Below are 19,308 nucleotides of genomic sequence, written 5' to 3'. Positions count from 1 at the left end.
GGTTCCAACCGGCCTGCGCTTTCGCCAGTCGGGAGGCTAGTGGCTCATTTCCTCGGCCTCGAGGTCGGCGTCGCGGCCTTCCTTGATGCCGCGCATGGCCAGGGCGGCGACGATGAATGCGGCGGCCCAAACGGCTCCGGCGATCCACAGCGATCCGCCGCCCAGCAGCACCAGGCCTGCAACGATCATCGGGGTGAAACCCGCGCCCACGGTGGAGGAGAGCTGGTAGACCAGCGAAGCGCCGGTGTAGCGGATGCGGGTTGGGAACAGCTCCGCGGTGAACGCGCCGAACGGCCCGAAGATGAAGGCCTGGATGATGCCGTTGGCCACGAACAGCGCGATGGCGAACAGCCACAGCTGGCCCAGTTCCAGCATCCACATGATCGGCAGGGCGGCCACGGCGCCGGCGAGGATGCCGACCATCATGACCGGGCGGCGGCCCAGCTTGTCTGAATAGCGCGATGAAACCCAGATGCCCACCACGGTCAACGCGGCGCCAATGGCCTTGATGTTCAGCACCGCAGTGCGGTCCATGCCGACTTCCTCGACCACGTAGGAGATGGCCCAGACGGTCATCAGGCCCTGCACCGTGTAGGAGCTCATGCCCACCAGGGTTCCGCGGATGACGGACTTCGGGTACTTGGTGATGACCTCCATGAAGGGGGTCTTGCGCTCTTCTGCCTTGTTTTCCAACGCGAGGAACAGCGGGGACTCGGTGACCTTCAGCCGGATGACCAGCCCGATGCCCACCAGCGCGATGCTGATCAGGAACGGAATGCGCCAGCCCCAGGCCAGGAACTGCTCATTGGGCATGAGCGAGACGGCCGAGACTGCCAACGTGGCCATCACGGCGCCGGCCGGGCCGCCCATGTTCGCGAAGCTCGCCGCGAAGCCGCGGCGCTCCTTCGGCGCGTGCTCCAGTGCCATCAGCATGGCCCCGCCCCATTCGCCGCCCACGGCCAGGCCCTGGACGATGCGCAAGATGATCAGCGCGATCGGGGCCAGCATGCCGATCTGCGCGGTGGGAGGAAGCAGGCCGATCAGTGTCGAGGCACCGCCCATCATCGCCATCGAGGTGATCAGCACGCCCTTGCGGCCGATCTTGTCGCCGAAGTGGCCGAACACGATGCCGCCCAGCGGTCGGGCCAGATATCCCACGGCCAAGGTGGCAAAGGAAGCGAAGATGGCTACGCCCGGGGTCAGGCCAACGAAGAAGACCTTGTTGAAGACCAGCGAGGCCGCGGTGGCGTAGAGGATGAAATCGTAGAATTCGATTGCGCTGCCGATGAAGCTGGAAGCCAGGATCCGGCGCATCTGCGGTGATTTCAGCGAGGGAACCAACGCCTGTGCCTCCACGCCGTTGCCATTATTCAAGGTGCTGCTCATCGTACTGCCGCCATTTCACTGTTGACGCGGGAAAAGGATATCGTGTCCAGGTCGCTGGGCACTAGGTAGTTGCCGGAGAATTTCGCGGCGTGGGCTTCCCAGACCTGCAAAGGCGTAGTTCCGGGGACCAGATGGTGCAGGGCCAGGGTGCGCGCCCCGGCCTGGTGCGCGATCTCGATCGCCTGCGCCGGCGAGGTGTGCGAGGCGCGGTGGTGGTCCATCGAAGCCTGGGCTTCCAAGGTGCCAACCGAACCGTAGGCGCGTTGCACCCAGTCGAAATCGATGGCCTCATGAAGCAGCATGTCGGTATCCTTCGCCAGGGCCACCAGGTTCTGGCAGGGCGCGGTGTCTCCGGAAATGGTCACCGAGCCTTCTGCGGTATCGAAGCGGAAGGCGAAGGCCGGAGCGATCGGCGGGTGCTTGACCAGGGTTGCAGTCACCGTGACCAGCTCGTCGCGGTAGATCTCGAACGGCGTGAACCCCTTCGGCGTCGGGTTCTCGTTGGGGTGGTACCCGGTGCCGGCCGGAATCTCGATGTCCGAGGCGATGAAGTGGTCCAGCGGGGAGGGACGCAGGGCGTCGATCACGCGGTCGTTCAAGTCCGTGGCGTAGGCCTGCATCAGGTGGTCGAACATCGAGGCGGTTCCCGGAGTCGCGTTCTGCGGGTAGAGCGGCTGCGGGGCGGTCACTGCGCGCGGGGAGGCAGGCGGCAGGGCGCCGCGGTCGCCCGGGCCGATGATGGAAATCGGAGCCTTGCCCGCTGGCAGGGTGAACATTCCGAAGATGGACAGCGAAGCCAGGTCGATGGTGTGATCGGAGTGCAAGTGCGTGAGGAAGATGCCGCGAAGGTTCGCAGGGGTGAAGCCGGCTTTCATCAGCTGGTTGCCCACGCCGGTTCCGGCATCCACCAGGTAGACGCTTTCGCCCACGACTACGGCGGTGGAAATTCCCGCCCGCTTGCCGGCGTTCTCGCCGGTCCACCAGCGGGGTCCGCCGGCGGTGCCCAGCGTAACGACGTGGGGATTGAGATTGGTGGAGGCCATGGAATGCGCCCTTTCTTTGGTTCAAGTGCTGCATTCAATTCTTATGCGCTGGATCACATTCGTAAAACTGTTTTTATCAACCAACTAAATAGGTTTAGCCGATAATAGGTTGGGTATGCTCATAGCATCGACGCAAACCAAGGAGGGTCATGTCCGAGCAAGATCGCAGCCGGCTTTCACGCTGGATATTGCCACGGGGCAGTGAGCCTGACCCGCGCTTCACGCTGGCCAACGAGCGCACCTTCTTGGCCTGGATTCGAACTTCGCTAGCCTTCCTCGCGGGCGGCACAGCGCTGGAGGCCTTCGCCGCAGAGGCCTTCCCGTCGCCAGTTCGCACCTGGCTGGCGGTGCTGGTGATCGGCGTCGGCATCCTGATTGCTGCCGGTGCAGCCGTGCGCTGGGTCCGCGTGGAACGCAGCATGCGCACCGGCAGGCCGTTGCCGATTCCCGCCATTGTCCCGCTGCTGGCATTCGGTGCCGTGGTGGCCTCACTGGCAGCGATCGCCATGATTTTCTGGTCCCTCAGCTCGTGATGAAAGAGCCCATCGAGATCAGCGACCCGGGGTTGCAGCCAGAGCGCACCGTCTTCGCGTGGAACCGGACAATGGTTTCATTTCTCGTGGTTTCCGCGGTCTTCCTGCGCTGGCTTCCGCACTATGGCCTGGCCGTGATCCTGCTGATTGCGATATCTTCCTCGATGGCATTCGGGATTCTGCTCTCGCAGCGTGCCCGGTACCGGAAAATGGCGCAAGGCGTGAAGGCTGAACGCGTCAGCGCGGATGTTCTCGCCGTGCTGCTGACTACAGCGGTGCTGCTGGCTCTAGGCGCTTGCGCGATCATCCTTGTGCTCGGCGCCTAGTTCCGGGTGCTCGCCAGGCGCAGGTTTATCGAGGTTGCGGCAGTAGCGGCCAGAGGAGTTGCAGGCGCGGCGCGAGTGCGGTTCCGGCCCTATTGCGAATGCCCGGGCCGGTGCAGCCAGTCCAGGCGCTCTAGCTGTACCGGTGCTGGGACCCGGATTTACCGAAGGGTCAGGGCCCATGGAGCTCGAGAATCTCCGCGGAGCTGAATGCTACCGATTCCGCGAGCTTTTGCACCGCTGCATAACGCTGTGACTCCGCATCGATATCCTTGTGGAACCGGGAATTTCTTTCGTCCCTATCAGCCTCGAACTTCTTTCCGGCGAGAGCCAGCTCCCGGGCAATTAATGCTGCCAATCCGTCACGCAGTTGTTCCAGGGAGGTGTTGGAAATTTCCAATCTTCGGTTAGCTGCGCTCAGAACGGCATTAGGGTAGCCGGCGGCATCGAGTTGGCCGCGCATGAAATCGCTGGTCAAGAACTCTGTTTCCTCGGCTGCGGGCTGGCGGTTGAAAACGGCGGCAACCCGGTACGCGCCGGGCGCCTTGTCGCTGAGCAAAGTTCCCGGCAGAGAGTTCATGAGCACCGGGCCTATCTTCAGCGGCTGGTGCTTCTTGCCAAGAGTGCGGGAGAAGTCCATCATGGCTTTTCCTTTCCATGTCCGTTCCATGCCGGCGACCAGGGTGCTCTGCCGTGGGCAGCAGCGCCTGGCGCCAGCTCAGCTAGGCTTGCCGTAGGGTTGCTTGGCCCGTAGCAGGCAAGATGTCCACGCGGCGCTCTGGTCCCTGTAGTGGTTCTTGCGAACTGTAGGCAACCTTGCGCCATCCGCATGAGGTGCAGGTCCAGAGCACTTCACGCATCGTTACCAGCATGTCCTGGCGCTGGCCAGCTTCGTGGCCGCCTTCGTTGTCCCATCTCTTGAGCTGGTTTTGATCATCGACGAATCGACGGGTTTCTGTTTCAACCAAGGTATTTCTGTAGCACCTCGGACAGCTGTTCGGCTTGTCCATGACATTCCCTCCGTTGCTGCATAGTCGTTTTTATTGCCGTGCTCTGCCCTCGGTGCTGCAGTTCAAGGCCGGTTCCACGGGAAACGCCGTACCATTTCTTGAGTTGGGCATCGCGGGGACCGCGGCAGTTGTGCGCGTACTGCCGTTTTGCACTGTCGGCTTCAAAGGTATTGTCCGGCTGTGCTGGTTGCATGATTCGCCACTAGCGGACCGAACCGGTCTGTGGGCTGCTGGAGCAAAACTGTGATTCGTTCCTGGCGGGCAACCCTTATCGGGCAAATGGGAGAAACGCAAGGAAGCGGGCAGTTAATTCGAGCCGCCTCGATAAAGATCCCGGTTCAACACTGCTGCGTTAATCTGAACGCCGTCCTCGGCAATGAGGAGGGCACAAAAGCTCTACGCCGGTAGGAAGTGCTTCCGATGACGGCATTTCTACGGAAGTTAGATCCAATTCCAGTCTACTCCGGTTTCCCGGTTGTGGACCGGAAAATGGCCAAGTGAAGCGACGAAGGGTGCCCGCGGCTGCAACGGCTTGTGTTGCCGAGGGGCGTCACCCTGTCGCGGTCCGGGCCATGGCGCGGGAGGCCAGCGGAAACCGCCATCGGCTAATGCGGGGCCCGATCTTGAATGTTCCGGAGTTCGGGGTCCAACGGGCGGGAATGCGCGTACAGTGAAAATACCGGTCCAGCTCGAATTCGCTGTAAAAGGGGATGATTCGCGATGCAGGCTGACGCTAGATTCAAGATGCCGTTCAATTTCGCCCAGGTGGTTATTGCGGCTTTCGGAGCCATGGGGATTAGCACCTTGGCCTATTTTGTTGCCAGGGTTATCGGCGCATCCATGGAGTACTCCGGCGGCTTATTCCGGAACCTGGATTTCATCCACATCGTGCGATTCACTGCCCTGCCCATTCTCATTCTCGGCTTCCTGACCTTCTTGATCGGCCGGGCCAAGCCGGGCTTCTGCCGCATCGCCCAGTGGGTCGGGGTTGCCGCCGTCTTGACCTCAGCGGTGGTGCAGTGGTTCTTCGCCGAGGACTGGGGGACCGCGCTGACCCTGGCGATTATGCACCTGGTTGTTGCAGCGTCTTGGTATATCGCGGTGAACTACTCGAATAGGAAGTTCAACGAGATCGCGGCCCTGGAAAACCTATAGCCCTGCTAAGTGTCGCGGTTCTCACGGGCTCCTGAGAGCCGTGGCACAGGCACTCGGGAATAGAATAGTTGCGAACTATCAACAATTCTAGGAGTGCCATGACGTCTCAGGGACAACCCAATAGCCCATTCAATTTCATTCAGGTGATTATCGGTGCGCTGGGTACCAGCTACCTGAATGTCATCATTTTCTTCCTGTCTGGCGCCGCTGGGGCATCCCGCCGGATTGGTCCTAATTCAACTGATGTTGTCGCCTTTGACCACCTGTTGCAGTTCACGTTGATCCCGATTCTGTTCTTCGGCCTGGTGGTCTTCCTGATCGGACGGGCAAACAAGGGCATTTGCAAGATCGCGCAGTGGGCTGGCTTGCTCATCGCGGTAGTCTCGATCGTTTTCCCGATCATGAACGCAGCAGATGCCGCTACCGCTGTGGGCCTGTCCCTGATCCATATCGTGACCGGTATCGGCTGGTTCTTCTCGGTGCACTACGGCAACAAGGAGCTCCACGTTCCTTCCAAGGACGTAGCGCTCGTCTAAGCACGAAAAGCAAAACCTCGCAGAGCGATCAGCAATGATCTGTTCTGCGAGGTTTTCCGTTAAGCCGTGAGAGCTGCTGGTGCTGATTCGGGCTACACCCCAACTTTCTCGAGCTGAGGATGCTCGTAGGCTTTGCGCATGCGCGGCAAGAACAGCAGGCTGACGGCTGCCGCAAGGCACAGCACCGCAGCGGTAATCCACGCGGCCAGGTAGCTGCCGGTGGTTTCCCGCGACAGCCCTGCGGTCAGCGAGCCGGCGCCGGCGCCGATCATGTGGAAGGCGAAGACCCAGCCGAAGACCACGGTGGCTCTAACCGGACCGAAGTACTGGCGGCAGAGCACCACGGTAGGAGGCACGGTGGCCACCCAGTCCAAACCGTAGAAGACAATGAAGATCCACATCAGCGGCTCGACGGTTGGACCCATCAGCGAGTGCAGGAACATCAGGGACAGTCCGCGCAACGCGTAGTACACCGCAAGCAGCAGCCACGGGCGTACGCGGTCGGTCAGCCACCCGGAGAGCACCGTGCCGAGGATATCGAAAATGCCAACCAGCGCCAGCAACCCGGAAGCGGTCGTTGCCGGCATGCCATGGTCGTGCGCCGCAGGGATGAAGTGCGTCTGCACCAGCCCGTTGGTAGACCATCCGCAGATCCAGAAGGTCATCGCCAAGACCCAGAATGCCGGGTAGCGTGAGGCCGCGAACAGGGCCTTGAGAGTCGCGGCAGCCATCGAACCCTGCTGCGTTCCGGATGCCGGCGCGGCTGCAGCTCCGGCCCCGCCGTAAGGCAGTACACCGGCTTCGGCAGGGGAATTGGCGAAGGGCCAGCGCAGCAACGGGATGATCAGCACCGCGAAGACCGCAACAACCAGAGCCGCGGCCCTCCATGAGTGCTGCTCGATGATCAGCACAATGCTTGGCAGGAACACCAGCTGGCCGGCGGCATTCGCGCCAGAGAAGATGCCCATCACCAGGCCGCGCCGTTCGCAGAACCAGCGGTTGGCAACCACAGAACCGAAAACCAATGCCATCGCCCCGGTGCCCAGTCCAACCAGCACACCCCAGAGCGCCCACAACTGCCAGATCTGGCTGATGAACACGGACAATCCGGCCCCGGAGGCCACCAATGCCAGGGCGATGGCAGCCACCTTGCGCATGGAATACCGTTCCAGCAAAGTCGCGGCGAAAGGAGCTGCCAGGCCGTAGACCACCAGGTTGATGGTTACTGCGGTCGATAACTGGGAGCGGAGCCAGCCGAATTCGGATTCAAGTGGTTCAAAGAACGCGCCGGTGGTCGAGCGGAACGCAGCCGTGGCGACTAGCGCCAGCGTGGTCACGATGGCGACCAGCCAGGCTCGATGGATCCGCAATGGCTTCGGGGAGTTCAATCGCATGCTCCTTCTGGGTGTTGCTTTAAGCATTGCACCGGCGCTAACAGGCGTTGGAGTTCGTGACGTGCGAAGAACAAATATTGATGTCCGAAACAGGTGGAGCGCATTGCCTCGCCGGGATTAGCTGTGCATGGCGAAGCGCGGCAGACTCAGTTTTTGCGCCTGATCGGCTCTGCTTATTCGCTATGCGGGGTCGTTGCCGTTGCTGGGGTTCTGGCGCCGGCTGCGAGGGTGCCGGTCCTGCGGGGCCGGCGCACCCAGCGCCTGCCGCGGAAAGGTTTTTAGTTTGGCCCCGGAAGGCGGTTCGTCCTGGTCCAGCGGATCGGCCATGGCCGATGGGGCAGCGGAGGCTTGGCCTGTTGCGGCTGCCTCGGCGGTTTGGGCCGTCACCGGGGCATCGCGGATGACCGGCATCCTGCGTGGCGGCAGCGGACGACGATGGTGCACGAGATAAATCAGCATGGCCAGGGCCTTGTGCATGACCACGATGGTGAAGATGGCCGATCCGGCATAGCAGCCCCAGGCGACCAGGTGAAGCGTGGTCACTTCAAGGACGTTCAGCTCCAGCGAGCCGTTGAGCATCATGACGGCGCCGATTTGCTGGATGACCATGCCGAGCACGGCCAACCCCACCGCAAACCAGAAATACACCAGGGTATCGGCTCCGGGTTTCTTCACGACAGGCATGTGAACCTCCGTTGGCCAGCTGTCGGCGGTCATTGCTACACACTGTAGCCCATGGCAGGAAACAGCTTATCTGCCCAAGGTGGCCCGGGCCTGGCGCAGCAGCGGCTCATCGACCATCTGCCCTTCGAAAGCGAAAACTCCGGGATTCGCCTCCGCGGCGTCGAGGATCCGCCGGGCACGTTCCCGTTCTGCTTCGGTCGGTGCGAACGCCTCGCGAATGACCGGCATCTGGTTCGGGTGGATCGAGGCTTTCGCGGCGAATCCCGAGGCCTTGGCATCGCGGGACTCCTCGCCCAGGCCTTTGAGATCTGGAATATCGAGGTACACGGAATCAATTGCGGCCTTGCCTTGGGCCACCGCATGCAGCAGCACCTGCGACCGCGCGAACCGTGCCACCTCGCGGTAGCTGCCATCGTGGCCGCGCGAGGATGTGCCGCCGAGCGAGGCGATCAGGTCTTCCGCGCCCCACATCAGCGCGACGACATTCTGCGCCCCGGCAATGTCCGAGGCATTGGTGATGCCCTTGGCGGTTTCGCACAGTGCCAGCACGTCGTAGCCTGCCAGCGCGGCCGGCTGCGCCGCCGATTCGCACTTGGGCAGCATCACGGTGCGGTAGGCCGTTTGCCCCAGCGCTGCCAGGTCCTTGGCGAAGTGCTCGCTATCGACCGGGTTCACGCGCACGATGACCCGCGCGGGATCCAGCGGCGTATCCAGCAAGGCGCGGCGGGCCGCGTCCTTGTTCCCGGCAGCCACAGCGTCTTCCAGATCGATGATGACCGCATCGGCACGCTGTGCCGCCTTGGCGTAGCGCTCGGGCCGGTCGGCCGGGCAGAACAGCAGGGAAGGACCCATCAGGAAGCTAGCCATTGGAGCTTTCCCCCTTGGGTTCCAGCGAATCCAAGTGCGCCTGCTGGGTCCACATCAGGCAGGTGCGGGTGGCGGTGGCAACGATGTCGCCGTGCTGGTTGCGGCCGGTGTGAGTCATGGACGCCAGGCCCTGCCCGGGGCGGGACTTCGATTCGCGCAGTGCGGTGATCTCGGTTTCGGTGTAGAGGGTATCGCCGTGGAACATCGGGTGCGGGAAGCGCACGTCATTGATGCCCAGCTGCCCCACGATGGTGCCCTCGGTCAGCTGGCCCACCGACTGCCCAATCATGGTGCTCAGGGTGAGCAGGGAGTTGACCAGCGGCTTGCCGAAGGGCTGGGTGGATGCCCATGCCGCGTCCAGGTGCAGTCCCTGGTTGTTCATGGTCATCGTCGTGAACGCGACGTTATCCGCTTCGGTCAGGGTGCGCCCGGGCTTGTGCACGTAGGTGGCCCCCAGCTGCAGCTCATCGAAGTAGAGGCCGCGCTGCTCGACACGTTTGTGGGTTTGCTCGCTCATGCGTCCTGCTCCTGATGCTGTGCTTCGGATGGCTGCGCTGCTTCCACGGTGGCCACGACCTGCTTGGCCTTGACCAGATCCCCGGTCTTCAACCCGGTCATGCGCACGATGCCGTCCGCGGGGGAGAAGAGCTGGTGCTCCATCTTCATCGCTTCGATGCTCAGCAGCAGCTGGCCTTCGGCGACCGCATCGCCATCGGCCGCCTGCACGTTGATCACGGTGCCGGGCATGGGCGAGAGGACATGCGGGGAGAAGGTCCCGGATTGCTTGGCGATGGTGGCCAGCTGGCGTTCGAGGACTTCTTCGCGGGGCAGCTTGCGCACCGCCGCGGTCCAGCCTTCCTCGCACAGCCACAGCGTGCCATCTGCGGCGAAGGCATGCTGTAGTGCTGTGCGCTGCCCGTTGACGGACAGGGTTCCATCCGGTTCCTGCCGCACGGTGAATTCTTCGGCGCCCACGCGCACCCGGCTCGAATCGGGGTCCCTGAGCAACGCGGTCCTGCCCTCGGCGGCCTCGGCGTCGAAGTGCCCGATGCTGGCCCGGCGATGCTGGGCCCGCCATCCGTCGCGCAGGCCCCACGGGGTATTCGCGGCTGGAATGCGCCGATCCTCCAGATGCGCTGCCAGTGCCAGTTCGCGGGCCCCGACCTGGCGGAAGGCGAACTGGTCCATCTTCCGCTCGATCAGGTTGGTGTCCAGGGCCCCGGCGGCCACATCCTCGTCGGCCAGCAGCAGCCGCAGGTATTCGCTGTTGGTCAGCACGCCCAGCACCACGGTGCCGGCTAGTGCCTTATCCAAGCGGGCCAGCGCCTCGGTGCGATCCGGGCCCCAGGCGATGAGCTTGGAAAGCATCGGATCGTAGTGGGCGCTGATCGCCAGGCCGTCGCGCAGCGAGGAATCCACCCGGACATTCTCCGGCTCGCGCACGTGCAGCACGGTGCCCACCGAGGGCAGGAAGCCGGAGGACGGGTCTTCGGCGTAGAGCCGGGCCTCGATGGCATGGCCTTCCAATGCCACCTGGTCCTGGGTGAAGTCCAGTGGCTGTCCGGCCGCGATGCGCACCTGCCACTGCACCAGATCCAGCTTTGCGCCGTTCACCCGCACGACTTCCTCGGTGACCGGGTGCTCCACCTGCAAGCGGGTGTTCATTTCCATGAAGAAGAACTCGTCGGGGTTCTGGTCGCTCACCAGGAACTCGACAGTTCCGGCGCCGACGTAGCCCACCGATTGCGCAGCGGCCACCGCGGCGGCGCCAATGCGCTCGCGGATCGCCGCGCCGTGCTCCAGATTCTCGAACAGCGGAGCCGGGGCTTCCTCGATGACCTTCTGGTGGCGGCGCTGCAAGGAGCATTCGCGTTCGCCCAGGTGCACGGTGTTCCCGTGCGCATCGGCCAGGATCTGCACCTCGATATGCCGCGGATTGCGCACCAGGCGTTCGAGGAACAGGGTGTCATCGCCGAAAGCATTGCGTGCGGTGCGCCGGGCGCTGGCCAGCGCTTCGGACAGTTCTGCGGCGGAATCCACGGCGAACATGCCCTTGCCGCCGCCGCCGGCCGAAGGCTTGATCAGCAGCGGGAAGCCGACGTCCGCGGCAGCGGCGAGCAGCTGCTGATCGCCCAGGCCGGGCTCGGCGATGCCGGGAACCACCGGCACCTGGTGGGAGAGGACATGGTTCTTGGAACGGATCTTGTCGCCCATGAGATTGATGGAGTTCACCGGCGGGCCGATGAAGGTGATGCCGGCAGCCTCCAGCGCACGGGCGAAGTCCACGTTCTCGGAGAGGAACCCGTAGCCCGGGTGCACCGCCTGGGCACCGGTGTGCCGGCAAGCGGCGATCACCGCGTCGATATCCAGGTAGCTTTCATTGGCCGCAGCCGCGCCGATGCGCACCGCGCGATCGGCTTCGGACACATGCAGCGCCCCGGCATCGGCATCGGAGTAGACGGCGACCGATTCGATGCCCAGCGCCCGCAGGGTACGGATGATGCGCACCGCGATTTCTCCGCGGTTGGCGATCAGGACAGTGTCAAAGAGCTTCGTAGTCATGGTGTTTTCCTCGTACTACATCCGGAAGAGGCCGAAGCTGGTCTCCGGCAGCGGCTGGCGGGCGCAGACATCCAGGGCCAGGCCGAGCACCCGGCGGGTATCTGCCGGGTCGATGACCCCGTCGTCCCATAATCTGGCGGTGGAATAGTAGGGGTTTCCCTGGGTTTCGTACTGCTCGCGGATCGGGGCCTTGAACGATTCCTCCTCCTCGGCGCTCCAGTTGCCGCCGCCCGACTCGATTCCGTCGCGCTTGACCGTGGAGAGCACCGAGGCGGCCTGGGCCCCGCCCATCACCGAGATGCGCGCGGCCGGCCACATCCACAAGAAGCGCGGGGAGTAGGCCCGGCCGCACATCGAGTAGTTGCCGGCGCCGAAGGAGCCGCCGATGACCACCGTCAGCTTGGGCACCCGGGCGGTGGCCACGGCGGTGACCATCTTGGCCCCGTGCTTGGCGATGCCGTCCGCTTCGTAGTCGCGGCCCACCATGAATCCGGCGAGGTTCTGCAAGAAGAGCAGCGGGATGCCGCGCTGGTCGCACAGCTCGATGAAGTGCGCGCCCTTCATCGCGGATTCGGAGAACAGCACGCCGTTGTTGGCGATGATGCCTACCCGGTGCCCGTGGATCTGCGCGAAGCCGGTGACCAGGGTGGTGCCGTAGTCGGCCTTGAATTCGTGGAACTCGCTGGCATCGACGATGCGGGCAATGATCTCGTGCACGTCGTAGGGCGCGTTGACATCCACCGGCACCACCCCGGCCAGTTCACTGCCCGGGTAGAGCGGCTCGACCACTTGGCTTTCGATGGTCCACGCGGGGGCCGGGTTGGCCGGCAGGGTGGAGACGATATCGCGGATGATCATCAGCGCGTGCTCGTCGTTCTCGGCCAGGTGGTCCACCACGCCCGAGGTCTTGGCGTGCAGGTCGCCGCCGCCCAGCTCCTCGGCGGTGACGATCTCCCCGATGGCGGCCTTCACCAGCGGTGGTCCGCCCAAGAAGATGGTGCCCTGGTTGCGCACGATGACCGTCTCGTCGCTCATTGCCGGAACGTAGGCGCCGCCGGCGGTGCAGGAACCGAGCACCGCGGCCAGCTGCGGGATCTTCTTCGCGGAGAGCTGCGCCTGGTTGTAGAAGATGCGCCCGAAGTGCTCGCGGTCCGGGAAGACCTCGTCCTGCATGGGCAGGAACGCCCCGCCCGAATCCACCAGGTAGATGCAGGGCAGGCTGTTCTCCAGCGCGATTTCCTGGGCGCGCAGGTGCTTCTTGACCGTCATCGGGAAGTAGGTGCCGCCCTTGACGGTGGCGTCGTTGGCGATGACCAGCACGTGGCGGCCGTGCACCAGGCCGATGCCGGCGATCATTCCGGCGCCGGGGCTGGCGCCGTCATACATGTCCTCGGCGGCCAGCGGTGCGATTTCCAGGAAGGGCGAGCCGTCGTCCAGCAGCGCGTCTACGCGTTCGCGGGGCAGCAGCTTGCCGCGATCCACCTGGCGCTGCCGGGACTTCTCGGAGCCGCCGCGCGCAGCGCGTTCGAGCCGTTCGTGCAGTTCGGCCAGCAGTGGTGCCTGGTCGGCGGCGTTGCGCTCGAACTGCTCGGGGTTCAAGTGGGAGGAGAGGGTCTTCACGAAGTCAGTCCTTGCTGGTCGGTTCGCTGGCGATCACCCGGGGTACGGGCAGCTGCTGCGCAGGCAACGGGAATTCGTCGGGCACGGCCAGGATGCGCATGGCCAGGGAAATGAAGTTCAACTGCACTTGGGCCAGTGTGAGTCGGCCGTCCTTGCGGTACCAGTGCGAGACACCGGTCCCCATTTCCATCAGTGCCAAGCGGGCGATGCCCAGGTCCACGGTGCTGAAGCTGCCCTGGCGCGCGCCGGCCTGAAGCGCGTCGGCGAAGAGCTGCTCGTAGGCGTCGCGCAGTTCCTGCATCTGCTCGCGGGCCTTGGCCGATAGCGCGCGCATCTCGTATTCGGTGACACGTGCGGTGCTGGGATTGGTGGCGGTGAACCCCACGTGGAAGGCCACGAGCAACGCGAGCTGGCGTACCGGGTCCTTGCTGCCGGCCAGCGCCTGCTCGGCACCGGAGATCATGGCGGCCAGGCAGTCGTTCATGATGCCCACCAGCAGGTCTTCCTTGCCGCCGACGTAATGGTAGAGGGTCGCCGAGTTCAGTCCTACGGCACTGCCTAGTTCGCGGATGCCGGTGGCGGCGAAACCGCGCTGGGCAAAGCAGGCTACGGCTGCTTGCTGGACCTTTCCCAGTTCCATGGACACCACCCTGTGACTCAAGAGCCAATCAATCGATTGACTGCTTCCATCCAACCGAAGAAAAAGTGTGGTGTCAATCACCATCTTCCGCGGACGGGGACACCGAGTGGCGCTGCCATCCGCACCTCATGCAACGCTCATGTTAAAAGGGGCCGAAATATGACGTTTGCTATTTATGAATCAAATGCAAAACACTAGACTGCTTGATGTTATTTACTGTCAAGCTCTAGTTAATTCTGCTGGGCAGCTGATCAGACGCCACTGGAAGGCATGATGCCGCAACCTGAACCACGTTTCCTCAACCGTCAAAACCCAACCCCAGCCGGACCGTCGCGCCGCGGCCTGCTCACCGGTGCCTCCGGGCTCATTGCCCTGGCCGGACTGGCAGCCTGCGCATCACCGCAGGCCACGGACGCGGACAGGGCAAACCTCGCCGGACCCCCGCAGACCCCCGATGAAGTGCTGCAGGTACTGCGCGCCGGGAACCAGCGCTACGCCGACGGCATGCCAGAACGCCCCAATCAAGCAACTGAACGGCGCAGCGAGCAGGCCGAGCACCAGAACCCCTTCGCCCTGATCCACGGCTGCGTGGATTCCCGCGTGACCCCCGAGCTCCTGTTCGACCAGGGGATCGGAGACCTGTTCGTCACCCGGACCGCCGGCGGAGTGCTCGATGACACCTTGGTTGGCAGCATGGAATTCGCTGTTTCCAGTCCCTATTCGGTCCCGTTGCTGGTGATCCTCGGCCATACGGCCTGTGGTGCGGTGGCGGGCACCTTGAAGGCAATGGAAGAAGATGCCAAGAATCCGCAATTGCCCGGCGAGATGGTCGACTTCGCTGAACAGATTGCTCCTGTAGCACGCAAGGCAAAAGTTGAAGGTTCGGGTAGCGAAGAGGTGGACCAAGTGGTGCAGGCCAATGCCCGTGCCGTCACCGAGCAGCTACTGGAGCGATCTGCCATCATTCGCGAGGCAGTGCAAGAAAAGCGGACCCGGGTGGTGGCAGCTGTCTACGACCTGGACAGCGGAGAAGTGCGCTGGCTCGATGGCTAGCTCCGATTTTCCGGTTGCGAATTAACCAGAAGTTCCCGCCGGTGGAACCGGCGGGAACTTCTGCGATCATCACTCGCACCCTCGCTGAGGTTGTTTCTACGATATTGGCAATGCCTATGGCCACGCTGAGCGCAGGCTCCACGGCGGCAGGGCATCTGGCGAACGGGGCGATCCAGCTACTGGACCAGCTGGGCTTCCAAGGTTGCAGCCGAAACGCGAATACCGGCGGATGGCCAGCTCGCTGCTATCCTGATGCAGCTGGTCAGACGCAAAACACCCATTGACGGGCCTTTCGGCACGGTTTCGGGATTTGCCAGCAGGTGCACTGGTACTCTCGACGCTGGATGCTAGTGAAGCATTCCCCGTGAAGAATCCGCATGCACGTGCAGTGAAAGGCCCCATGGCAGCCAGCGAATCCAGCGTCAACTCCCGCGCCCGCGCTGCAGTCGCGGCCCTGTTCCTCACAAACGGAGCACTCTTTGCCAATATGGCGCCGCGCCTTCCCGAGCTGAAGCGGGAACTGGAATTGGACACCGCCGGCTACGGCTTGCTGGTCACCGCATGGCCTGTTGGGGCAATCCTTGCAGGGTTGGCTGCAGGTGCGCTGGTGCGCCGTTTTGGTTCCGCGCAGGTTGCCGTCGTGGGCACGATAGTTACCGGTGCGGCCTTGCTGGCCGCCGGCAGCGCGCCGGGCGTGGTCTTGGTCGTGCTGGCTTTTGCCCTGGGCGGCGCCATGGATTCGATTACGGATGTCGGGCAGAACGCGCACGGGCTGGTGGTGCAACGGCGCTATGGGCGTTCGATACTGAATTCCTTCCACGCGTTGTGGTCTGTCGGAGCGGTGATCGGCGGTTTGATGGCCGCTGGAGCGATCCAGATGAACTTGGCATTGCCAGTGCATTTGGGCATATCGATGGTGCTCTTCGCCGCGGTGGCACTGACTGCCCTGAAATTCTGCCTGCCTCGATCCGCCGAACTGGCGGTCATAGAACCTGTTGCGCCACCTGCACCCGGAACCGCCCGGGCCGCGGCCCCCGCAGGATCCCGCGGACGGCTGCTGCTGATGATGAGCGCCCTGGTCTTGATCTCCGTAGCCGGAGTAATGGTTGAAGACGCCGGGAATTCATGGTCCACGCTGTATCTTGGCCAGCTGGGGGCGCCAGCGGCGCTGGCGGCCAGCGGGTTCATCGCTCTGGTCGGGGCCCAGTTCATTGGCCGAATTCTCGGCGATGGCATGGTCAACCGCTTTGGCCAGCGCGGCATGGCCCAGTTCGGGGGAGCGCTAATAGCAATCGGTATGGGTCTGGCGTTGTTCTTCCCCACGGTTCCGGGCACGCTGCTGGGATTTGCCGCGGCTGGATTCGGCTCGGCAACCCTGGTCCCGGCGGTGATGGACCAGGCCGACAAGCTGCCCGGCCTGCCTCCGGGAACTGGGCTGAGCATCGTCTCCTGGCTCATGCGATTGGGCTTCTTGTTCTCGCCACCGCTAGTGGGTTTCCTTGCCGAGAACTTCGGGTTGCGCATGGCCCTGATGGTGTTCCCCATTGTGGGACTTGTGGTGCTTGCTTGCTCGCCAGTGCTGCGTGGAAAAAGCCCGCGGAGCGATGGAACAGGGGAGCAAGGAAGCCGTAGCTAGTTTTCGCCCCAAAGCGTGATGGACTCGATGGCTTCTCCGTGCAGGTCTTCAATGACCAGATTAACTACCAGTTCCCTCCAGCTGATCAACGGGCTGATGGCACAGCGAACATAGTCAAGGACTTGCTGCTCGATAACCTGAACCGAACTATCCCCAGCCATGCTGACATGGCATTGCACCCTCCAGTTAAGGTGGGGAATCTGCGTGTCAGTCGCCTTGATCTCCGTGTAGTTCAATTGCGATGTCGGCGACTCGGAAAATGCCGCTCGAATCGCCTTGATTAATTCCAGGGACGATACGCGTTTGGCCAGTCCCGTGCCCGCATCTTGCACATCCCACATCCGCTGGAATGGCGAGTGCTCGGCTATTTTGCCCAATATTCGCTGCGAGAATGCTTCAGGCTGGTGCTCCGGGGTCGAGCTGTGCAGCAGTTGGGTGATGAATCCGTTCTGGTCCTTGAGCCGCTGCCGTTCGGCGTGGCACCACCGGCACTGCAATTCGTGCAGATCTGCAGGTTCATCCAGGTTCAGCAAAACGTCTTCGGTAGTACGTCCGCAGGGAAGGGTTTTCATGACACCGCCTCGCTGATTGCATTGCGTGCCCGTGCGAGTCGCCCTCGCACAGTTGATTCTGAAACGTTGGTCACCAGGGCCGCTTCCTTATAGCTCATGCCTTGGAGCGCGACCAGTACGAACGCCTGGCGAAGCGCCGAAGGCAATCCGTTGATGATCTGCCAGGCATCGGCAATCTCGCCGCGTTGCACGGCGACGTTTTCTGGCAATTCACGGTCAGGGACTGGGGTTTGCTCTAGCACTTCATCATCCACGGTTTGCTGGTCATTGGCACGCTGGCGGATGCGATCAAGACAAATATTTCGTGCCATGCGGTAGAGCCAAGTCTTGAACGCGGCACGTTCGCGCAGCGAGCCCAATGACTGCCACGCGCGGATCCAGGCATCCTGGGTGGCATCCTCCGCATCGTGCCAGCTGCTGAAAAAAGTCTTGCAGTATTGGCGCAGGCCGGGTGTCAGCGCGGTGACGAGTTCGCCGAAGGCCTCGGGGTCCCCCTCCATTGAACGACCAACAAGCACGGTCAACCGGGTCGGTTCCAAACACCCCTCCTTAAGTGATCTATATCACACTCATAATGTGTGAGGATTAATCTGTAGCTCTCGTCTGTATGAGTGTAAGGCACAAAAATATCCGTTCAATGAATGAGGAGACCATCATGGTGCAACGCGATTCACAAGGGCCAATCATCAAGCCAACCGGCGAAGAGCTGGAACGCCAGGCCAAGGCAAAGGCCGCAAATGACACGCCGGTCCACGAAGAGCTGCGCGGTCCGCTGCACACCGAACTGGGCAAGACGACCATCGAAGACCGTGTGGTCCAGAAGATTGCCAGCATCGCCACCCGCGAAGTTTCCGGCGTATACGCCATGGGCAACGCCGCCCGCCGGACCTTCAACTCGCTGGCCGAACGCATCCCCGGTGCCCAAGCCAACGCGGCCGGAGGCGTGAGCGTCGAAAAGGGCGAGCAGCAGACCGCCATCGACGTGTCGATCGTTGTTTCCTACGGGTTCTCGATCGTTGAGGTCTCCAACGAGATCCGTTCGAATATCATCGCCCAGGTTGAACGCGCCACCGGTCTGGAAGTCATCGAGGTAAACATTGAAGTCACCGACGTGCACCTGCCGGAAGACGATGACGATGACGCCGAGCCCCGCGATGGCCTGAAATAACTGTCCTCATCTAAGGAGCAGAACATGTTACACGTCAAGTGGGGTTTGGCCATCGGCTGCCTAGCCGGATTGCTGATTGCCTTCGGATCATTCACCCAGTTCGTGGTGGTGGCATTCTTCGCCATCATCGGCGCTGGAGTCGGATGGCTTTTGCAGGACAGGGTTGACCTCAGTCAAGTGTTCAGCAAACGTCGGCGGTGAAGCAGATGGCAGAGCTGTCCTCTAGCCGTGGAAGCACCACGGTGAACACGGCCGTCTATTCAAAAATCGCTGCCCAAGCAGCCTATAAGGTGCCAGTTGTCGGCTCTGCCGCGGGTGGGATCCTGGGGTTGGGGAAGTACAAGGATTTTGACAGCCGGCCCAAGGCCAAGGCCGAGGTGCTTGGAAGTGCAGTGGTGGTCGATTTGGACCTTGGATTGAGCTATCCGAGCAATGTCCAGCAAGCCTGCGAAGACGTGCGGAACATGGTTGCGGCTGATCTGCGCAAGTATCTGGGCGTTGAGCAGGTGCAAACCGATATACGGGTGAGCTGGATGTCAACGCCGGATGAAGGAACTAGCAACAGGAGGCTGCGATGAGCAGGTTCTGGCACGTTCGCAGTGCCCGCACCCTGGCCTTGATGATCAGCTTCATCGTCGTGTTGGCCACGAGCATTCTCCTGGCGCTATCCTGCCTGCTGCGTTTGACCAGCGGACAATGGCCCGGTTTTGCCCAGCAGGGCATTAACGCGGTCAGCAACTTGCGCTTCAATGACAACCTGGCAGTGATCGCCATGGTGGTTCTTGCGGTGCTCGGTCTGCTGCTGTTGCTCAGCGCGCTCATTCCAGGGCCCCGGCAGAGCATCCTGCTGACTACCGATGATCCTTCAGCGGGGTCGGAACAGGCAATCTCATGCCGTGGAATATCAACCTTGGTGGGGCATGAGGTCGAGCGAACCGATTCGGTGACCCGCGCGAGCGTGAAAACCAGCCCGGCCCTGGTCCAGGTTACCGTGCAGACTCCAGCCCACTCGGTTCAGCGCGTGCGGGAAAACGCGCAGGCGCGGGCGCAGCGCGTGATCGACGGGTTGCCATTGCAACGCGCTCCCAAGGTCAAGGTCTCAGTGCAACGCCGAGGGGGAAACTAG

23 protein-coding genes are annotated in these 19,308 nt (G+C 62.7%); 10 read left to right on the top strand and 13 right to left on the bottom strand.

Annotation, left to right across the window (positions count from 1 at the left end):
* Positions 1 to 36 precede the first annotated feature (36 nt).
* Together ACIOTL_RS02880 and ACIOTL_RS02875 are read right to left on the bottom strand one after the other, a co-directional pair.
* Entirely contained in the window at positions 37 to 1,314 is a 1,278-nt protein-coding gene (locus ACIOTL_RS02880; protein ID WP_400341908.1) for an MFS transporter, read from the bottom strand.
* Between the two features lie 68 nt (positions 1,315 to 1,382).
* A complete protein-coding gene (locus ACIOTL_RS02875; RefSeq protein WP_400341716.1) occupies positions 1,383 to 2,429 on the bottom strand; it encodes an MBL fold metallo-hydrolase in 1,047 nt (348 codons plus the stop codon).
* Positions 2,430 to 2,578: 149 nt separating this feature from the next.
* Here ACIOTL_RS02875 and ACIOTL_RS02870 point away from each other — a divergent pair, with 149 nt between their 5' ends.
* Positions 2,579 to 2,962 (top strand): YidH family protein, encoded by a 384-nt coding sequence (locus tag ACIOTL_RS02870; RefSeq protein WP_105656433.1) that lies wholly within the window; start codon positions 2,579 to 2,581, stop codon positions 2,960 to 2,962.
* The gene (locus ACIOTL_RS02865) at positions 2,962 to 3,288 is read left to right on the top strand and encodes a DUF202 domain-containing protein (protein WP_105656432.1); all 327 of its coding nucleotides are present in this window, start codon (positions 2,962 to 2,964) and stop codon (positions 3,286 to 3,288) included. Before ACIOTL_RS02870 ends, ACIOTL_RS02865 begins: the two co-directional genes overlap by 1 nt.
* 169 nt (positions 3,289 to 3,457) lie before the next feature.
* On the opposite strand, the gene ACIOTL_RS02860 is transcribed toward ACIOTL_RS02865, so the two are convergent.
* Together ACIOTL_RS02860 and ACIOTL_RS02855 are read right to left on the bottom strand one after the other, a co-directional pair.
* Positions 3,458 to 3,928, bottom strand: coding sequence for a hypothetical protein (locus tag ACIOTL_RS02860; RefSeq protein ID WP_400341714.1), 471 nt, complete (start codon positions 3,926 to 3,928; stop codon positions 3,458 to 3,460).
* 79 nt (positions 3,929 to 4,007) lie between these two features.
* Entirely contained in the window at positions 4,008 to 4,253 is a 246-nt protein-coding gene (locus tag ACIOTL_RS02855; protein ID WP_105656430.1) for a hypothetical protein, read from the bottom strand.
* A 786-nt stretch (positions 4,254 to 5,039) separates the two neighbouring features.
* On the opposite strand from ACIOTL_RS02855, the gene ACIOTL_RS02850 reads away from it, so the two are divergent.
* Both ACIOTL_RS02850 and ACIOTL_RS02845 read left to right on the top strand, forming a co-directional pair.
* On the top strand, positions 5,040 to 5,450 hold the full coding sequence (locus ACIOTL_RS02850) for a DUF6069 family protein (protein WP_400341712.1): 411 nt from the start codon (positions 5,040 to 5,042) through the stop codon (positions 5,448 to 5,450).
* A gap of 98 nt (positions 5,451 to 5,548) precedes the next feature.
* Positions 5,549 to 5,986 (top strand): DUF6069 family protein, encoded by a 438-nt coding sequence (locus tag ACIOTL_RS02845; protein WP_105656428.1) that lies wholly within the window; start codon positions 5,549 to 5,551, stop codon positions 5,984 to 5,986.
* Between the two features lie 92 nt (positions 5,987 to 6,078).
* Here ACIOTL_RS02845 and ACIOTL_RS02840 read toward each other — a convergent pair whose 3' ends face one another.
* From ACIOTL_RS02840 to ACIOTL_RS02810, 7 genes are all read right to left on the bottom strand, one after another.
* Positions 6,079 to 7,380: an MFS transporter gene (locus ACIOTL_RS02840; RefSeq protein WP_400341710.1), complete on the bottom strand. Its 1,302-nt coding sequence runs from the start codon at positions 7,378 to 7,380 to the stop codon at positions 6,079 to 6,081.
* Positions 7,381 to 7,560: 180 nt separating this feature from the next.
* Complete coding sequence (locus ACIOTL_RS02835; protein ID WP_105662305.1) at positions 7,561 to 8,064, bottom strand: hypothetical protein; 504 nt, start codon at positions 8,062 to 8,064, stop codon at positions 7,561 to 7,563.
* Positions 8,065 to 8,130: 66 nt separating this feature from the next.
* The gene (locus tag ACIOTL_RS02830; protein WP_181148777.1) at positions 8,131 to 8,931 is read right to left on the bottom strand and encodes a CoA ester lyase; all 801 of its coding nucleotides are present in this window, start codon (positions 8,929 to 8,931) and stop codon (positions 8,131 to 8,133) included.
* Positions 8,924 to 9,448: a MaoC family dehydratase gene (locus ACIOTL_RS02825; RefSeq protein WP_105656425.1), complete on the bottom strand. Its 525-nt coding sequence runs from the start codon at positions 9,446 to 9,448 to the stop codon at positions 8,924 to 8,926. Before ACIOTL_RS02825 ends, ACIOTL_RS02830 begins: the two co-directional genes overlap by 8 nt.
* Complete coding sequence (locus ACIOTL_RS02820) at positions 9,445 to 11,493, bottom strand: biotin carboxylase N-terminal domain-containing protein (RefSeq protein ID WP_400341707.1); 2,049 nt, start codon at positions 11,491 to 11,493, stop codon at positions 9,445 to 9,447. The genes ACIOTL_RS02825 and ACIOTL_RS02820 overlap by 4 nt, the downstream gene beginning before the upstream one ends.
* Positions 11,494 to 11,508: 15 nt before the next feature.
* Positions 11,509 to 13,113, bottom strand: a complete 1,605-nt coding sequence (locus ACIOTL_RS02815) for a carboxyl transferase domain-containing protein (RefSeq protein WP_400341705.1) — start codon at positions 13,111 to 13,113, stop codon at positions 11,509 to 11,511.
* 4 nt (positions 13,114 to 13,117) lie between these two features.
* Positions 13,118 to 13,753, bottom strand: coding sequence for a TetR/AcrR family transcriptional regulator (locus tag ACIOTL_RS02810; RefSeq protein WP_400341703.1), 636 nt, complete (start codon positions 13,751 to 13,753; stop codon positions 13,118 to 13,120).
* A gap of 270 nt (positions 13,754 to 14,023) precedes the next feature.
* On the opposite strand from ACIOTL_RS02810, the gene ACIOTL_RS02805 reads away from it, so the two are divergent.
* Positions 14,024 to 14,806, top strand: a complete 783-nt coding sequence (locus ACIOTL_RS02805) for a carbonic anhydrase (protein WP_400341702.1) — start codon at positions 14,024 to 14,026, stop codon at positions 14,804 to 14,806.
* Between the two features lie 364 nt (positions 14,807 to 15,170).
* The gene (locus ACIOTL_RS02800; protein ID WP_400341700.1) at positions 15,171 to 16,442 is read left to right on the top strand and encodes an MFS transporter; all 1,272 of its coding nucleotides are present in this window, start codon (positions 15,171 to 15,173) and stop codon (positions 16,440 to 16,442) included.
* Here ACIOTL_RS02800 and ACIOTL_RS02795 read toward each other — a convergent pair.
* Together ACIOTL_RS02795 and ACIOTL_RS02790 are read right to left on the bottom strand one after the other, a co-directional pair.
* Positions 16,439 to 17,014 (bottom strand): hypothetical protein, encoded by a 576-nt coding sequence (locus tag ACIOTL_RS02795; RefSeq protein ID WP_400341698.1) that lies wholly within the window; start codon positions 17,012 to 17,014, stop codon positions 16,439 to 16,441. The two genes, ACIOTL_RS02800 and ACIOTL_RS02795, sit on opposite strands and share 4 nt — an antisense overlap.
* On the bottom strand, positions 17,011 to 17,553 hold the full coding sequence (locus tag ACIOTL_RS02790) for an RNA polymerase sigma factor (protein ID WP_133833920.1): 543 nt from the start codon (positions 17,551 to 17,553) through the stop codon (positions 17,011 to 17,013). Before ACIOTL_RS02790 ends, ACIOTL_RS02795 begins: the two co-directional genes overlap by 4 nt.
* A 98-nt stretch (positions 17,554 to 17,651) precedes the next feature.
* Here ACIOTL_RS02790 and ACIOTL_RS02785 point away from each other — a divergent pair, with 98 nt between their 5' ends.
* The 4 genes from ACIOTL_RS02785 to ACIOTL_RS02770 are packed head-to-tail and all read left to right on the top strand — an operon-like array spanning position 17,652 to position 19,308.
* Entirely contained in the window at positions 17,652 to 18,182 is a 531-nt protein-coding gene (locus ACIOTL_RS02785) for an Asp23/Gls24 family envelope stress response protein (RefSeq protein ID WP_286134072.1), read from the top strand.
* 24 nt (positions 18,183 to 18,206) lie between these two features.
* Positions 18,207 to 18,383, top strand: a complete 177-nt coding sequence (locus ACIOTL_RS02780; protein ID WP_166650766.1) for a hypothetical protein — start codon at positions 18,207 to 18,209, stop codon at positions 18,381 to 18,383.
* Positions 18,384 to 18,388: 5 nt separating this feature from the next.
* Positions 18,389 to 18,760 (top strand): Asp23/Gls24 family envelope stress response protein, encoded by a 372-nt coding sequence (locus ACIOTL_RS02775; RefSeq protein WP_146112224.1) that lies wholly within the window; start codon positions 18,389 to 18,391, stop codon positions 18,758 to 18,760.
* Complete coding sequence (locus tag ACIOTL_RS02770; protein ID WP_105656416.1) at positions 18,757 to 19,308, top strand: DUF6286 domain-containing protein; 552 nt, start codon at positions 18,757 to 18,759, stop codon at positions 19,306 to 19,308. Before ACIOTL_RS02775 ends, ACIOTL_RS02770 begins: the two co-directional genes overlap by 4 nt.

The sequence above is a fragment of the Glutamicibacter sp. NPDC087673 genome (assembly GCF_044743255.1).
In the GTDB taxonomy this organism is placed as follows: domain Bacteria; phylum Actinomycetota; class Actinomycetes; order Actinomycetales; family Micrococcaceae; genus Glutamicibacter.
The sequence above is the reverse complement of the archived record's forward strand: the minus strand, read 5'-3'. Positions and strand labels throughout refer to the sequence as shown.

Excerpts from the sequence above, each read along its gene's own strand:
- ACIOTL_RS02770 (WP_105656416.1), top strand. The coding sequence starts at position 18,757 with ATGAGCAGGTTCTGGCACGTTCGCAGTGCCCGCACCCTGGCCTTGATG.
- ACIOTL_RS02825 (WP_105656425.1), bottom strand. The coding sequence starts at position 9,448 with ATGAGCGAGCAAACCCACAAACGTGTCGAGCAGCGCGGCCTCTACTTC.
- ACIOTL_RS02845 (WP_105656428.1), top strand. The coding sequence starts at position 5,549 with ATGACGTCTCAGGGACAACCCAATAGCCCATTCAATTTCATTCAGGTG.
- ACIOTL_RS02775 (WP_146112224.1), top strand. The coding sequence starts at position 18,389 with ATGGCAGAGCTGTCCTCTAGCCGTGGAAGCACCACGGTGAACACGGCC.
- ACIOTL_RS02860 (WP_400341714.1), bottom strand. The coding sequence starts at position 3,928 with ATGATGGACTTCTCCCGCACTCTTGGCAAGAAGCACCAGCCGCTGAAG.
- ACIOTL_RS02805 (WP_400341702.1), top strand. The coding sequence starts at position 14,024 with ATGATGCCGCAACCTGAACCACGTTTCCTCAACCGTCAAAACCCAACC.
- ACIOTL_RS02820 (WP_400341707.1), bottom strand. The coding sequence starts at position 11,493 with ATGACTACGAAGCTCTTTGACACTGTCCTGATCGCCAACCGCGGAGAA.
- ACIOTL_RS02840 (WP_400341710.1), bottom strand. The coding sequence starts at position 7,380 with ATGCGATTGAACTCCCCGAAGCCATTGCGGATCCATCGAGCCTGGCTG.
- ACIOTL_RS02865 (WP_105656432.1), top strand. The coding sequence starts at position 2,962 with ATGAAAGAGCCCATCGAGATCAGCGACCCGGGGTTGCAGCCAGAGCGC.
- ACIOTL_RS02870 (WP_105656433.1), top strand. The coding sequence starts at position 2,579 with ATGTCCGAGCAAGATCGCAGCCGGCTTTCACGCTGGATATTGCCACGG.
- ACIOTL_RS02835 (WP_105662305.1), bottom strand. The coding sequence starts at position 8,064 with ATGCCTGTCGTGAAGAAACCCGGAGCCGATACCCTGGTGTATTTCTGG.
- ACIOTL_RS02795 (WP_400341698.1), bottom strand. The coding sequence starts at position 17,014 with ATGAAAACCCTTCCCTGCGGACGTACTACCGAAGACGTTTTGCTGAAC.
- ACIOTL_RS02875 (WP_400341716.1), bottom strand. The coding sequence starts at position 2,429 with ATGGCCTCCACCAATCTCAATCCCCACGTCGTTACGCTGGGCACCGCC.
- ACIOTL_RS02810 (WP_400341703.1), bottom strand. The coding sequence starts at position 13,753 with ATGGAACTGGGAAAGGTCCAGCAAGCAGCCGTAGCCTGCTTTGCCCAG.
- ACIOTL_RS02880 (WP_400341908.1), bottom strand. The coding sequence starts at position 1,314 with ATGCGCCGGATCCTGGCTTCCAGCTTCATCGGCAGCGCAATCGAATTC.
- ACIOTL_RS02830 (WP_181148777.1), bottom strand. The coding sequence starts at position 8,931 with ATGGCTAGCTTCCTGATGGGTCCTTCCCTGCTGTTCTGCCCGGCCGAC.
- ACIOTL_RS02785 (WP_286134072.1), top strand. The coding sequence starts at position 17,652 with ATGAATGAGGAGACCATCATGGTGCAACGCGATTCACAAGGGCCAATC.
- ACIOTL_RS02850 (WP_400341712.1), top strand. The coding sequence starts at position 5,040 with ATGCCGTTCAATTTCGCCCAGGTGGTTATTGCGGCTTTCGGAGCCATG.
- ACIOTL_RS02780 (WP_166650766.1), top strand. The coding sequence starts at position 18,207 with ATGTTACACGTCAAGTGGGGTTTGGCCATCGGCTGCCTAGCCGGATTG.